The organism is Paludibacterium denitrificans, from assembly GCF_009707705.1.
Lineage (GTDB): Bacteria > Pseudomonadota > Gammaproteobacteria > Burkholderiales > Chromobacteriaceae > Paludibacterium_A > Paludibacterium_A denitrificans.
Window position 1 is genome coordinate 2894882 of record NZ_WLYX01000001.1, and the last position, 13863, is coordinate 2908744.

General features: G+C 56.3%; 10 protein-coding genes and 3 pseudogenes. 7 read left to right on the forward strand and 6 right to left on the reverse strand.

Annotated elements, in window-relative coordinates; all coding sequences use genetic code 11:
* Nucleotides 1–58: 58 nt before the first annotated feature.
* Nucleotides 59–2738 (reverse strand): annotated as a pseudogene (gene glnE / locus GKE73_RS18675) (bifunctional [glutamate--ammonia ligase]-adenylyl-L-tyrosine phosphorylase/[glutamate--ammonia-ligase] adenylyltransferase).
* Here glnE and GKE73_RS18680 point away from each other — a divergent pair.
* The 6 genes and pseudogenes from GKE73_RS18680 to GKE73_RS18705 all read left to right on the forward strand — a co-directional run bounded on the left by GKE73_RS18680 (nt 2713) and on the right by GKE73_RS18705 (nt 9369).
* Nucleotides 2713–5517 (forward strand): YhdP family protein, encoded by a 2805-nt coding sequence (locus tag GKE73_RS18680; RefSeq protein WP_376767390.1) that lies wholly within the window; start codon nt 2713–2715, stop codon nt 5515–5517. The pseudogene glnE and the gene GKE73_RS18680 sit on opposite strands and share 26 nt — an antisense overlap.
* Complete coding sequence (locus tag GKE73_RS18685; RefSeq protein ID WP_446686345.1) at nt 5405–5827, forward strand: YhdP family protein; 423 nt, start codon at nt 5405–5407, stop codon at nt 5825–5827. Before GKE73_RS18680 ends, GKE73_RS18685 begins: the two co-directional genes overlap by 113 nt.
* Complete coding sequence (locus tag GKE73_RS18690) at nt 5808–6623, forward strand: YhdP family phospholipid transporter (RefSeq protein ID WP_230371075.1); 816 nt, start codon at nt 5808–5810, stop codon at nt 6621–6623. Before GKE73_RS18685 ends, GKE73_RS18690 begins: the two co-directional genes overlap by 20 nt.
* A gap of 15 nt (nt 6624–6638) precedes the next feature.
* Nucleotides 6639–7449, forward strand: a pseudogene (locus tag GKE73_RS18695) (carbon-nitrogen hydrolase family protein).
* A 63-nt stretch (nt 7450–7512) separates the two neighbouring features.
* Nucleotides 7513–8953: pseudogene (tldD, locus tag GKE73_RS18700) on the forward strand (metalloprotease TldD).
* A gap of 176 nt (nt 8954–9129) precedes the next feature.
* Complete coding sequence (locus GKE73_RS18705; protein WP_230371076.1) at nt 9130–9369, forward strand: hypothetical protein; 240 nt, start codon at nt 9130–9132, stop codon at nt 9367–9369.
* Between the two features lie 166 nt (nt 9370–9535).
* Here GKE73_RS18705 and GKE73_RS18710 read toward each other — a convergent pair whose 3' ends face one another.
* From GKE73_RS18710 to GKE73_RS18720, 3 genes are all read right to left on the reverse strand, one after another.
* On the reverse strand, nt 9536–9910 hold the full coding sequence (locus GKE73_RS18710; protein ID WP_230371077.1) for a hypothetical protein: 375 nt from the start codon (nt 9908–9910) through the stop codon (nt 9536–9538).
* A gap of 382 nt (nt 9911–10292) precedes the next feature.
* Nucleotides 10293–11168 carry a DUF2726 domain-containing protein gene (locus GKE73_RS18715; RefSeq protein ID WP_230371078.1) on the reverse strand — a complete coding sequence of 292 codons (876 nt, stop codon included), beginning with the start codon at nt 11166–11168 and terminating at the stop codon, nt 10293–10295.
* Between the two features lie 165 nt (nt 11169–11333).
* Nucleotides 11334–12104: a zonular occludens toxin domain-containing protein gene (locus tag GKE73_RS18720; protein ID WP_230371079.1), complete on the reverse strand. Its 771-nt coding sequence runs from the start codon at nt 12102–12104 to the stop codon at nt 11334–11336.
* Between the two features lie 134 nt (nt 12105–12238).
* Between GKE73_RS18720 and GKE73_RS18725 the strand changes: the two genes are divergently transcribed.
* Nucleotides 12239–13171: an IS5 family transposase gene (locus GKE73_RS18725; protein ID WP_230371080.1), complete on the forward strand. Its 933-nt coding sequence runs from the start codon at nt 12239–12241 to the stop codon at nt 13169–13171.
* On the opposite strand, the gene GKE73_RS18730 is transcribed toward GKE73_RS18725, so the two are convergent.
* Nucleotides 13102–13551, reverse strand: coding sequence for a zonular occludens toxin domain-containing protein (locus GKE73_RS18730; RefSeq protein ID WP_230371081.1), 450 nt, complete (start codon nt 13549–13551; stop codon nt 13102–13104). The genes GKE73_RS18725 and GKE73_RS18730 overlap by 70 nt on opposite strands.
* Complete coding sequence (locus tag GKE73_RS18735; protein WP_230371082.1) at nt 13548–13862, reverse strand: DUF2523 domain-containing protein; 315 nt, start codon at nt 13860–13862, stop codon at nt 13548–13550. The genes GKE73_RS18730 and GKE73_RS18735 overlap by 4 nt, the downstream gene beginning before the upstream one ends.
* Nucleotide 13863: the final 1 nt, after the last annotated feature.

Genomic DNA, 13863 nt, shown 5'->3' on the forward strand with positions numbered 1-13863 from the left:
ACATCCGGCGATTATACCGCCGTGTTGCGTGTTGTGAACCGCCGCCCGGGAAAAACGCTCAGATCGTTTCCGCAAAGACCAGCTGCCACAGCTCGCGGCATAGCTGGTAATGCGCCAATAGCTCCGGGCTGAGTTCGATGGTTTTGCTTTCGTTCAGGCGTGCGGCGTGTTGCAGCTTGCGGTAATGACGGTAGGACTCGCGCGCCGCTTCGGCCAATCTTGTCGGGATCAGCCCTGCCTCGGCCGCTACTGCCAGCAGTGCGATGTTGCCGGTGTTGCGAGTGAAGGCTGGCAGCTGATGGGCGTGCCCCAGTATCAGGTATTGCACGATGAATTCGACGTCGATGATGCCACCACGCGCGTTCTTGATGTCGTAATCATGCGCTGGGTGGCTGTCCAACATGCGCTGCCGCATGGCCAGTACTTCCTGCCGCAGCGTTGCCGTGTCGCGCGGCTGGGTCAGCACGTCGTGCCGGATGGCTTCAAACTGCTGGCCGATATCGACGTCGCCAGCCACGTAACGGGCGCGGGTGAGCGCCTGATGTTCCCATACCCGGGCGTCGGTTTCCTGATAGTGCCGGAAGGCGGCGACCGAGCTGACCAGCAGCCCGCTGGAGCCATTGGGGCGCAGCCGCAGGTCGATGTCGTACAGCGTGCCGGACGACGTGGTGCTGGTCAGCCGGTCGACATCTTGCGCGCCAGACGCGAGTACAGCTCCGGCGCATCCGGATGATCGTCGTCATAAAGGAAAATGATATCCAGATCCGAGGCGTACCCCAGTTCTTTGCCGCCCAGCTTACCGTAACCGATGATGGCAAAGCGTGGGGTTTCGAGATGGCGCTTGGGAATGTCCAGCCAAGCGTGGCGCAATGTCGCGGCGAGCACCAGATCGGCCAGACTGGAAAGCTGGTCGGACAGCGCCTCGACCGTCCACATGCTTAACCCAAATCCTGCGCCACCAGCCGAAAAGCCTGTGCGTGCTGGAAGTGGCGCAGGGTGTCCATTTTGAGTTCGACATCGCCATCGCACTGCTGCAATTGTTCTTCCAGCTGACGCGCCTGTTCGGCCCAGTCTGGCGTGGCGTACAGCACGCGGGCGTCCAGCAATTCATCCAGCAGGATGGGGTGGCGCGTCAGGTAGTTGGAGACCCGGTGCGCTGGAGGAGTAGAGCGAGGCCAGCCGTTGCAGGGTTTGCGGATATTCGGTCAGCAAGGCCAGATACGACGCGCGGCGACTGATGGCTTCCATCAATCCGAGAATGCGGTTGAGCGTGATGTCCGGGTTGCCGAAGTGCGCGGCGACTTCGATCAGTGGTGGTAGCAGGGCATCGAATTTCTTGCGATTGGTCAGTGGCATCTGCTGGTAACGCTGGCTGGCCGCCATGGTGCGTAACTGGCGGGCAATGTCGTCCGGCTGGGTATAGCCCAGTTCGGCCAACCGGGCGGGCGCATCATCCTGTTCGGCAATATCGCGCCAGAGCGCGGAGAGCGGGTGATCGGGCTGCGTTTCGGTGGGCAGGATGAATACCTGCTCGAAATGGCGCGTCACCTTGCGCCGCTCGGCATTAAGCGCATCAAGGAAGCCGTGCCAATCGGCAAAGCCCATGCTGGTGGCGATCTTGAGGCGGTTTTCATCGCTGCTGGGCAGCGTTTGCGTTTGCTGGTCATCGAGATACTGCAGGCGATGTTCCAGATTGCGCAAAAAGGTATAGGCCTCAAGGATTTCGCGTACCGCATCCGGTTCCAGCAGCCGCAGTTCGGCCAACCTTGCCAAGGTGTCGCGCGTACTGCGCAGTTGCAGGCTGCGATCGCGGCCACCGCGAATCAGTTGGAATACCTGAGCAATGAACTCGGCTTCGCGGATGCCGCCGGGGCCGAGCTTGATGTTTTCTGCCATGTCCTTGCGTGCCACTTCGCGGCGGATTTGCGCGTGCAACTCCCGCATGGCGCCATAAGCGCCGTAATCGAGATATTTGCGGTAGACAAATGGCCGGACCAGTTCGGCCAACCCTGCCGCATCGCCCGTGAGTGCCCGCGCCTTGATCCATGCGTAGCGTTCCCACTCACGGCCTTGTGTCAGCAGATAGTTTTCCAGCGCGGCAAAACTCATCGCCAGCGGGCCGGAATCGCCATACGGGCGCAGGCGCATGTCGACGCGGAAGACCGGCCGTCTACGGTGGCGTCGTTGATCAGGGCGATGATTTTTTTGCCCACTTGGGTGAAGTATTCGTGGTTGCTGATCTGACGGCTGCCGTTGGTTTCGCCGCTTTCCGGGTAGATGAAGATCAGGTCGATATCGGAAGAAACATTCAGTTCTTTACCGCCCAGCTTGCCCATGCCTATGACGATCAACTCTTGCTTGGTGCCACTTTCCTCGCCGATCGGGTCGCCATACTGTGCCAGCGCGCGGCAGGCACACGGCAACGCCTGTTGTACGGCAAATTCGGCCAACTGGCTGATGGTGGTGACAACTTCATCCAGGTCGGCAAGGCCATTCAGGTCGCGGGTAATGAGTCGCGCCATGACCGCCTGACGCAGTTGACGCAGGGCAGGCGCCAGTTGTTCTGGCGTTGCCAGTGCTGGCCAATCCGCATAATCCGTCATCTCGTCTATAGAGAAAGGATGGGCCAGACGTTGCTCCAGTCGTTCGCGCTGCTTAAGCTGCGCGGTGAGCAGGCGACACAAATATTGGGAAAATGCTTGTGCCTTGATCATGGCGTCGGTCGGGTTTGCTGGCATAATAGCTCCGGAATGCTCGTCAATTTCTGCAACGTTTCATTGTAACGGTTTAGTCCTTTTGGAAAAGCTCCGCGCACGGTTGAGTCATCTTGCCGTCATCCGCACTTTCAAACGAACAGGTGCAATTTTGCTGGCGCTCATGGCGCTGGCTGGCGTCGTGCTCGCGGCGGCGTTCTCGGTATTTACCTTCTGGCTGTTGCCAAATCTGGATCACTATCGGCCGGAACTGGAACGCCAGCTGTCCAGCAAGACCGGTCGTGCGGTGCAGATCAAACGGCTGTCCGGCGCATGGGAAGGCATTGCTCCACGGCTCGATCTGTCTGGGCTGACTATCGCCAACCGCAACGGCGGCGTTCCGCTGACGCTGCAAACCGTATCGGTCAAACCGTCGTGGTTGTCATTGCTCAACCGGGAATGGCGGCTGGCTGACGTGGTGCTGGAAAGCCCGTTCATCGAACTGCGCCGCGATACGCACGGCACGGTTTTTCTGAATGGCTTTGACCTGACCAGCGGCCCTTCCGATTCCAGCACCAGCAACTGGCTGCTACGCCAGCCGCACATTGAAATACGCAATGCCCGCTTGGGCTGGCAAGACGACCGTATCGGCCTGCCGCGACTGGACCTGAGCCATGGCCATGTCGAACTGAGTAATGGATTGTTGGGCCACAGCCTAAAACTGTCCGGCGTGCCGGTGGCAACGCTGGGCAAGGGCTTTGATCTGGATGCGTCCTGGCGTGGTGATGATGTGAGCCAGTGGCGCCGCTGGTCCGGCAGCTTGAAAGTGGCGCTTAACGGTGCGCGTGCCGGGTTGTGGTCACGCTATCTGCAACAGGCCGGGCTGCTACGGAGCGGCGAGGGTAACGGCTCGGTGAACATGAGTTTTGCTGACGGCCAACTTGATACGCTGGATGCCAATGTCAGCGTGCGCAATGCGGCGTACACCCCGCCTAATGCCAGTGAGCTGGTGCTGCCTCATATCGAGGGCGAACTCAAGCTGGCGCGTACGCAGGGTCACACTTACCAGATCAACGCCAGCAATTTGACGCTGGCCAGTGCCAGTGGTCTCGCTTTCGATAAATCCAATATCAAGGGGCAATGGACCACCGGTACACAAGGCCGTGGCCAGCTGACGCTAGACAATGTCACTGTGCAGCACTTGATGCCATTTTTGCGGGCGCTGGGCCTCGACAAGAACCCACTGTTTGCCCATTTTGCTCCGCAAGGCGCACTCAAGAATCTGACGCTGGGCTGGCAAGGGGCGTGGGATGCGCCGCGTGCGTTTGTCGTGCAAACCTCGTTTGAGCAGCTCGCCCGGCAGCCCTTCGGTTCTGTGCCCGGCGTGTCCGGAGTCTCCGGGTCTATCCGCTTTGATCAAAATGGCGGGCAGTTGCGGCTGGATAACCACGCCTCGACGGTGAACTATCCTACGGTTTTCCCGCAGCCGCTGCCCTTTACTGCCTTGACCGCTGATGTGCAATGGCACCGGCAGGGCGATCAGGTCAAAGTGGATTTTCACGACGTGCAGTTTGCCAATACTGACCTGACCGGCTGGTTCAAAGGTAGTTACCAGTTCATCCCGGGCAAGGCCGGTGTAGCCGACATGCACGCGGGCATTGAGTCGGTGCGCGCCAATCGGGTGCCCGCCTATCTGCCGCATGCCGTTGGTCAACATACCTTGCAGTGGCTGAAGGATGCGCTCAAGGCCGGACTGGCGCGGCAGGTTGATTTGTCGCTCAAGGGCGATCTGGATAAGTTTCCCTTCGTTGGTGGCAAGGGTGGTGATTTCCGTGTCGACGCCAAGGTGGAGCAGGCCGTGCTGCAATACCAGAAAGGTTGGCCGAACATCGACAACATTGATGCTCAGTTGTCTTTCCATAACGAACGCATGGAAATCACCAGCCAGCGCGCCAGTACGCTAGGCGTGCCATTAAATGCCGTGGTCGCCAAGATTGATAATCTGGGGGCGGCTGTCCCGCGGCTGAGTGTCAACGGCAAGGCCGCAGACAGTCTGTCACGTATGCTGGCGTTTACTGGCAAAAGCCCGGTAGATGGCTGGTTGAGCGGTTTTACCAGCCGTATCGGTGCGACCGGCCCGGCGACACTTGATCTGGCGTTGCAGATTCCTCTGGCTGGCTCCGACAAGGTAACGGTCAAGGGCGACATTCATTTGCTGGATAACCAGCTGATCTTCCGCAACTTGCCAACGCCAGTGGTCAATCACGCACGAGGGACGCTCACTTTTACAGAGCGAGGCGTGGAAAGCTCGGGTATCCAGATCAAGGCGTTCGGCGGCAACTTCACGCTGAAAGCCGCCACCCCGGCCAGTGGGCGTATCAACTTTGACATTGCAGGTGATGCCGACAGTAATCAGGTCATGCGGCAATACCTGCCGTGGCTGCAACCCTATGTCACTGGCCGCTCCAACTATGCCGTACAGTTCACCATCCAGCATGGGCTGGAAAACCTTACGGTCGCTTCCAGTTTGCAAGGTACAGCGGTGCATGCGCCCTCGCCAGTGGGCAAGCTGGCTGAGCAGGCCGCGCCCTTGCAATTGCAGCTCCACCCCGGCAAACCCGGCAATGCCTTGCAGCTGGCGTTTACCGTGGGCTCCAGCGCCAGTGGCTTAGCTGAGATTGTCTCCGCAAGGCGATTTGCTGGCGGGCGTTGTGGCGACCGGCCCACAAGCTGGCGAGCTACCCACCCGGGGGCTGTTGCTACGAGTGCAGGCGCCCAGCGTACAGTTGGCCGAATGGGTAGATTCGGTGCAAAAAGCCGGTAACAGTCAAAACCCGCCGGGTTTGCCCTTGGCGCTGGAACTGGATACGCCAGTGCTGGACGCATGGGGGCAGGTATTGCACAAGGTGAGTGCGCGGCTGGCGCACGCTCCGGCGCAGGCCAATTGGCTGCTTAACATCAAATCGAGTGAAATTCAGGGCGATGTCCGTTACTGGCCGGAAGGCAATGGCCGGGTTCAGGCCAATCTGGCGCGGGTAGTGCTGTCGTCCGCCAACAAGTCCGCCAGACTGGCCACCCCGACCGAGTCGCCACGGGCACAAGCCTGCGTTAGCGATGGACGTCCACGTCGGTGAGCTTGTCTATCAAGGCCGGTTATTGGGGCGGGTGGATATGAGCGCCCATCGCGCAGGCTCAAGCTGGGTGCTGGACCCGTTCCGCCTGACTGTCCCGGAGGGCGCGCTCAAGGCGGCGCTGACTGTTACGCTGGCGACCAATGGTCGTCAGGAGGTAGATTCACGCTTTGACATGAATACCAGTGATGTGGGGCGTTCGCTGGCCCGACTGGGGGTTAATGATTCATTCCGCAAAGGTGAGGGTACGTTGTCGGGCACCTTGCGCTGGCCGGGGAGTGTGCTGGATCTCGACTTGGCTCGTGCTTCGGGTCAACTGGAGCTTAACCTCAAGGCCGGTCGTTTTGCCAAGGTCGATCCCGGCGTCGCTCGTTTGCTGGGCGTATTGAGCCTGCAATCGCTGCCGCGCCGGATCCGACTGGATTTTACCGACGTATTCAGCGACGGCTTTACCTTCGATGTACTCAAGGGTAGCGCACGGGCCAATCAGGGCGTTTTTGTGTTTGATAACGTCGAAATGAAAGGTCCGGGTGCCGATGTCAGCCTTGCGGGTAGCGTCAATCTGGTACACGAGACCCAGCAGGTTAACGTGCATGTCGAACCGCACCTGGCCGAAAGCGTAGCGCTGGCGACAGGCGCGGCGCTGGTCAACCCGGTGGTGGGCGTCGCGGCACTGGCGGCGCAAAAGTTGCTACAGGACCCGGTAAGCAAGATTTTCTCGGTAGACTATGTGGTGACCGGTTCGCTGAAAGATCCGCAAGTCAACAAACCTGAGCGCAACACACGCAGGAGCAATTAAATGGATGGCGATGCCATGAAAGAAAAGTTCATCGCGGCGGCGGTACAAATGGTATCGGGCACACAGGTTTCGGCCAACCTCGACAAGGCGGCAAAACTAGTGGCCGAGGCGGCACAACACGGCGCCAAGCTGGTGGTATTGCCTGAATACTTTTGCCTGATGGGGCAACACGATCAAGACAAAGTGGCGTGTCGCGAAGAATACGGCCACGGCCCCATTCAGCAGGCCCTTGCCGAGTTGGCCCGGCAACACGGTATCTGGCTGGCTTAAGCGGCACCGTGCCGCTCACTTGCCCGGACGAAGACCGTGTATTCAACACAACCCTGCTTTTCAACCCGAGCGGCGAAGTAGCAGCCCGGTACGACAAAATTCATCTATTCGGGTTTTCCGGTTTGGGTGAAACCTATTGTGAAGCCAATACCATCCGACCGGGCACTACGCCGGTCAAGGTGGCAACGCCGTTAGGGGAAATTGCCTTCAGTATTTGTTATGACCTGCGTTTCCCTGAGCTATACCGCGCCCGGCGCCGTTTGATCTACTGCTTATGCCCGCTGCCTTTACTGCGACCACCGGCGAGGCGCATTGGGAACCACTGCTACGCGCCCGGGCGATAGAGAACCAGTGCTACGCCATTGCTTCCGCGCAAGGAGGCTTGCACGAAAACGGCCGCAAAACCCATGGCCAGTCGATGATTGTCGATCCATGGGGGCGGATTCTGGCGCAATGCGACAAAGGCGAGGGTATTGCTCTGGCCGAAATCGACCCAAACCTTACTCAATCCGTGCGCAAGCGTTTGCCCGCTTTGGCTCACCGCGTCTTGAGCTGACCACCATGCCTGCCGACCAACGATCATCGGCCATGGCAAGACATTGAATACGAGAACAACAGCATGCAACACCATCATGATACGGCCCAGCAACTCTTGCTCCAGCCTTTTGGTCTGGATGAAGACGCACTGGACGCCACCTTGTCCCGCCTGCGCCAGCATGACGTGGATTATGCCGACCTGTATTTTCAATACACCCGCAATGAAGGCTGGAGTCTGGAAGAGGGCATCGTCAAAGCGGGCAGTTTCAACATTGATCAAGGTGTAGGCGTACGTGCAGTTGCCGGAGAGAAAACGGCCTTTGCCTACTCCGACGATATCAGCCCGGCCGCGCTGACGCGCGCTGCCGATGCGGTACGTGCCATTGGTCAGGTTGGTGGCGAAGGCCGCATCGGCCCGGCGCGCAAAGTCCACGGGCAAGCGTTGTATCCTGCTATCGATCCATGCCCCAGTCTGGATGCCGCGCACAAGGTGGCCTTGCTGGAAAAACTGGAGAAGCTGGCGCGGGCTATCGATCCACGTGTCATTCAGGTCATGGCCGGGCTGGCATCGGAGTATGACGTGGTCTATCTCGCGCGCCATGACGGGGTGCGGGCGGCAGACATCCGTCCGTTGGTGCGGTTGTCTGTGTATGTCATTGCTGAACAGAATGGCCGTCGCGAGCAAGGTTCCAGCGGTGGAGGCGGGCGCTTTGATCTGACCTACTTTACCGATGAAATGCTGGAGTTATATGCCCGTCAGGCGGTTAGTCAGGCATTGACCAATCTGGAAGCGCGCCCGACGCCAGCTCTACCAGATGACCGTGGTACTCGGCCCCGGCTGGCCTGGTGTGCTACTGCACGAAGCCATTGGCCATGGGCTGGAAGGCGATTTCAACCGCAAGGGTACATCCGCTTTTGCTGGCAAGATCGGCCAACAAGTGGCCGCGGCTTAACGTGACAGTGGTTGATGACGGCACGATCGCAGATCGGCGTGGTTCGCTGTCGATTGATGACGAAGGTAATGCAACCCAGCGCACGGTATTGATTGAAAACGGCATTCTTAAGGGCTATATGCAGGACGAGATGAATGCCCGCCTGATGGGTATGGCATCGACCGGCAATGCCCGACGGGAATCTTATGCCAGCATCCCGATGCCGCGCATGACCAACACCTATATGCTGGCCGGTCAGCATGATCCCAAGGAAATTATTGCCTCAGTCAAGGATGGATTGTATGCGGTGAATTTTGGTGGTGGTCAGGTCGACATCACCAGCGGCAAGTTTGTGTTCTCCGCTTCTGAAGCATGGCGTATTGAAAATGGCCAGCTAACTTACCCGGTCAAAGGCGCCACGCTGATTGGTAATGGCCCGGATGTCTTGCAATATGTGTCGATGATCGGCAACGACCGGCCCTGGATCAAGGCGTGGGCGTATGCGGGAAAGAAGGGCAGAGCGTACCGGTTGGTGTTGGGCAGCCAACATTGCGAATCGACGGTGGTTTAACGGTGGGTGGAACAAGTTAACAACATTGTCAGTCTTAACGCGGGGTGGCCGAATTAAGTTTCGGCCAACCTACAGAGTTAGTGAAGATGTTCGCCGTAGTTGATTCGGGCAGTTTAGTTAATACTCTAATAATCTTGTTGTTAAGTATCTTTATGCCGGGATATGATCTTTAGATCATTTCCCCGGATGTCACATCATGGCTGCTCTTGTCTGGTTGATTGTCTCTGTCTTTTTCCTGATTCTTTCTGCCTTGTTTGCTCCTGTGCTGTCACATCATGATCTGATGGTTTCAATTTTTTCCGGGTTTCAGGCAACCTCGCTCATGGCTTTGTTCTACCATTGTTGGGTACATTTCTTCCCCGACTTTGCAAGACGCCACCTTGCCAAACAAATTCGGCAACTCGAATCCAGATTAGCAGCCAGAAAAACGCAATAAGTACAGAAGTCTTTCAGGCAAGACACTCATCGGGTCAATTTCCACAACCGCTGCAACCAATGACGCATGAAACAAAAGCCGGATAGGGGTTTGCCACCCCGAATCCGGTTTTTGTTGGGTGCTAATGGCCAGCAACGTGTCCCGCTCGACTAGCGGGCCGCGCCAGCTAGATGCGGCAGCTGTTGATGTTCAGAGTGTTGTTGACCGCGCGGAGCTGGTCTAACAGGTTATCGCCCGGCAGATTGTGGTCGAGCCGATACTTGATCGCGTCGCGCTGTCTGCGTAGTCCGACACAATCAACCGATGGTTGGGCTTGCCGGTAGGATCCAGCACCCACTGAACTGATGTAGGGATTGTCGCCGGGCATCGAATCCACAAAGGTGGTTCCGCTGGGGCAAAACTGTGCGTTGGTCAAAATGTACCGACCGGAGTTGCCGACTTCGCATTTCAGAACCAGCGCGTGGGCACTGGTGGCTATCATCATCACGGGGGCTGCGATCAGCATTTTTGCCAAGATTTTTTGAAGTGCGTTTTTTGGCATTTTTTGGGGTCCGTTCCTGTAGGTGCGTCGCGTCCGAAAAAGAGACGGGCGACTATGTAATACCCGTCTCTTGTCCCATTATGAAACAACGGACCCCATTTTGTACCCGATTGTCATTGCCTGAAAACACCAATTTTTGACCCGTTCAAACAGTCATTTCGAGGCCATTTTTCGTCCCGTTGGAAATACCCGAAAAGTTAGAGCAAAACGCCACAAAATTCGTTGCAAGCGCAACGATGCGCCCGCGAAGCCTTAAAACACGGGCTTTCTGTGCCAAAAATAAATGTGAGCATAATGGCGGTTATGTTTACTTTCTGATGCGAGAGGGCCTGAAAACAGAAAATTTCAGGCCGTAAGATTGTGTTGTCATTAAGCAACAGATTTAGACCGTTTGCAGTTGGTCGAGGCGTTTAAGAACGTCGGCCAACCTCTCGACCGGTTCATGGTTCGGCGTTGATGGCAGACGAAAAACCAGCAAGCCCGCCTCCTTGATGGCGCGGTCACGAATCTTGTCCTTATCGCGCTTGTTGGCATGGCTGGAATCGTCCAGCTCAACAACCGCGATCATCGTGAAGTCTTTACGGCAGATCACAAAATCAGCCACTTTCTGGCGCATGGTCGAAAACAAAGCATGATTCTGGTAACCCGTGCCGCCTTTGACCGTCAGCATCTGGCTAAAAGCCACTTGACCCATGACGATGAAATCCGGCCCAAGTGCATTAACCAAACGCCAGTAACAGCCTTGCTCGCGCTCAGTCAGCAATGCCGGGTTTTTCAACGTAAATCGTGCTGACCCGTAGTCAGTAGTCTTAGGCCTAACGTCCAACTGGCGAAAGTCATCCATCTGACTAACCTTGCCACGAGGCTGATCAAGATCGGGAAATGACGGGAAATTACGACGCCTACGCTTTCTATTTGTCTGGCCAACCAGAAATGCTGAAGCAAAAAGAACCAAAAAAACAAATCCGAGAAGAAGGTAAAAGATCGGAGGAAATGAAATACGAGGCAAAGCCTGCTGTGGAGTAACCACTTGAGGCTGGACAGGTTGACCAGGTGAAGAAGAAAAAGTTGATACACCCTGAGGACTAACGGGAGTGGCAACATAACTACCCGATTCCCGCCTAGGGAACGTCTTTTGAGGCGCGGTGCAATCAGGGTGATCAGAATATGTAGTGTGGCCCACTGAGTCAACGCAGGTATACGCCGTGGCAAGGGCCAATTCACTCAGGAGCAAGAGAAAAAGCGGAAAGATTTTCATGCCAACATCTTATGAACGTACCCACTACGGCGCAAGCGCCTAGTGCCCCTACGCCCGGAAGATGCAAAAGACGCATCATCCGGTCAAGGGGTGACGCGTCCCGCTAGGTACTCAGGAAAGATCGTCCGTAAGGGGCGATTTTTTTGTCTGCAACAAGGAGGGGGTTCAGGAGGCCTTGCGAGGCTGGCTGTCTTTTGTGTAGTCCTGAGCAGCAAAGCCGTGGGGGCGGTTGGCCGAGTCAGTCATAGCCATGGAGGGCGGATTTTGTGATGGAGGCGTTATTTGTTGCGGTGGCGGTGTGCGGCCCTGCCCTTGTTGGCCGTTTTCATCCACCCTTGCCTGACGAATGTCCTGCTGTTGTGGCTGATAAGGGTCAAACTGAGGACGGGCGACATTGTCCCGGCATTTTTTCTCCGGTAGATCAACCTCGGTGCCCTGCTGGGTGTAGCACTTGCACTTGGTAGACGATGAAACGCACATGGCGACACGTGGGAACGTAGTCGGCCTTGCCAAATCGTCATAGCGTGGTTCTGACTCGGGTATATCAGGGAAACGTGGCGTGCGCTCTTGCATGTACTGCGCAGGCGTCAGTGGCTGGCGCTCTTTCTGCTGCTGGGGCGCTTGCATCATGGAGCCAGCCGGAGCGGAAGCCAGATGTTTAGAGGGGTCCAAAGACATGGATGGCCCACCGGTGGCTTTCTTGATGTACGTCAGGCTGAAATACAATCCCACACAAGCAAGAATAAAGAAAAAGATCATGTACCAGACCTTTTTAGGTATAGAGACCTTGATGGTGTGAGCCTCAGCTGACTTGTACCACTTGTAGACCTCTTTCGGATAAATGAACTTTTCAGAATGCGGGCATGAACGCTTGACGCCTGCCGCATTGGGTTTTTCCTGCATTTCCTCCCAACGGTAAAGCTGTGAAGCTGGCATACCGAAAATGCGGACAAGGTGATAATGACGAGTAAAAAGCGCCTTTAAATGGCTGTCAAAATTCTGGACGCCTTGAGTAATAAGGGGCTTTGTTGCACAAATCTGGGCTTGTATACGTCCGGTAGAATGACGGCATGAGCAAGCCCCTCCCTCCCAAGTACCAAACCACCAACTGGCAGACCTACAATCAGTCCCTCAAGCAGCGAGGGCAACTACTCCTCTGGCTCGACAAGGCTATGAACTGGCTAGCGCTTACCACTGGTAAACGGGGGCGCCAGCCAACGTTTACCGACGCCGCCATTCAGTTCTGTCTCACCATTAAATGCCTTTTTGGCCTCGCGTTACGCCAAACCACTGGCATGGTCGAAAGCATGCTGCATTTGGCCGGGCTCGACTGGGCGGTGCCTGATTTCAGTACGCTCTCCCGACGCCAGAAAGACCTACAAGTGCGTATCCCGGTACAGAAAAAGCAGGGTTGCCTGCATCTGCTGGTGGATAGCACCGGCATAAAGATGATGGGCGAAGGCGAGTGGAAGGTGAAAAAGCATGGTGCAGACTACCGCCGCCAATGGCGCAAGCTGCATCTGGGGGTAGATGCGCAGACGCTGGAAATCCGTGCAATGGAAGTGACGGACAACCGCACTGGCGACGCCACCATGCTGCCAGAGCTGCTATCGCAAATCCCAGCGTCAGAAGAACTGATGACGGTAACCACGGATGGGGCGTACGACACGCGCCTGTGTCACGCTGCGATTGCAGAACGTGGCGCAGCGGCCATCATTCCCCCGCGGCGAAACGGTCAACTCTGGAAAGGGAATTCACAGGGCAATCAGGCTCGCAATGAGTCACTGCGCGCGGTGAAGTACTTGGGAAGGACGCTCTGGAAAAAGTGGACTGGCTACCATCGCCGCAGCCTGGTCGAGACGAAAATGCATTGCTTCAAATTGTTGGCAGACCGCGTCAAATCGCGGGACTTTGACCGGCAGGTTGCAGAGCTTCAAATCTGTGCTGCGATACTCAATCGCTTTACTGCGCTGGGCACGCCGCACACGGTCCGCATGGGATAAGTCCGCCCGGGGTTTGGGGTAGTTCGGCCTTTAACTGATTTGTGCAACAAAGCCGTAATAAGGAAAAGGCGAAGACCGTAATGGCGGTGGGTATCAAAATGCTGGATGTAGTCCGGGATTTTGGAGCCGTTGGGGCGCTTGGGAAATATTTTCTGAAATTCATCAATGACAACAATGGACTGAGCCGGAAGCTCAAACCATTTGTGCGGGTCATCCAGTTCGACCCAATTTTTTAGCCGCTCTTTTCCGTATTCTGTCAGGTCAATGCCGTAGTAGTAGACCTGACAATTCTCCCGTTCAGCCAGATCATTAACATTCTTAATAATCCAGAGGGTTTTGCCAGAGCCGGGACGAGCCGTAAGCAGGTTAAGCGTTGTCATGCTTTAAACCCTTTCCATTTGCTTTGAATTAGGTTGCCTGCGCTATCCATGCCCGCCAATGTCGTGCGAATAACCAAGGCGGAAAACAAAATAGAAAGGCACTGACCTACACCGGCCATGGCTAAAATTGAAACGATAGCAACAGGTAGGGAGGAAAGATTGGAAGAAACTTTGTCCTGTAATAATTTCATGGCGAAATTACAACCCGAAAAGGCAATCATGCCAAAACCCAAAGCACCAATAATCCGAGAAATAAGGGACGACAAAAGCGCCGTAATAACAGAAGAGACAATCCCAATAATGACAGGCATG

Excerpts from the sequence above, each read along its gene's own strand:
- GKE73_RS18725 (WP_230371080.1), top strand. The coding sequence starts at position 12,239 with ATGAGCAAGCCCCTCCCTCCCAAGTACCAAACCACCAACTGGCAGACC.
- GKE73_RS18735 (WP_230371082.1), bottom strand. The coding sequence starts at position 13,862 with ATGCCTGTCATTATTGGGATTGTCTCTTCTGTTATTACGGCGCTTTTG.
- GKE73_RS18715 (WP_230371078.1), bottom strand. The coding sequence starts at position 11,168 with ATGAAAATCTTTCCGCTTTTTCTCTTGCTCCTGAGTGAATTGGCCCTT.
- GKE73_RS18710 (WP_230371077.1), bottom strand. The coding sequence starts at position 9,910 with ATGCCAAAAAACGCACTTCAAAAAATCTTGGCAAAAATGCTGATCGCA.
- GKE73_RS18720 (WP_230371079.1), bottom strand. The coding sequence starts at position 12,104 with ATGCCAGCTTCACAGCTTTACCGTTGGGAGGAAATGCAGGAAAAACCC.
- GKE73_RS18730 (WP_230371081.1), bottom strand. The coding sequence starts at position 13,551 with ATGACAACGCTTAACCTGCTTACGGCTCGTCCCGGCTCTGGCAAAACC.
- GKE73_RS18690 (WP_230371075.1), top strand. The coding sequence starts at position 5,808 with ATGGACGTCCACGTCGGTGAGCTTGTCTATCAAGGCCGGTTATTGGGG.
- GKE73_RS18705 (WP_230371076.1), top strand. The coding sequence starts at position 9,130 with ATGGCTGCTCTTGTCTGGTTGATTGTCTCTGTCTTTTTCCTGATTCTT.
- GKE73_RS18680 (WP_376767390.1), top strand. The coding sequence starts at position 2,713 with ATGGCGTCGGTCGGGTTTGCTGGCATAATAGCTCCGGAATGCTCGTCA.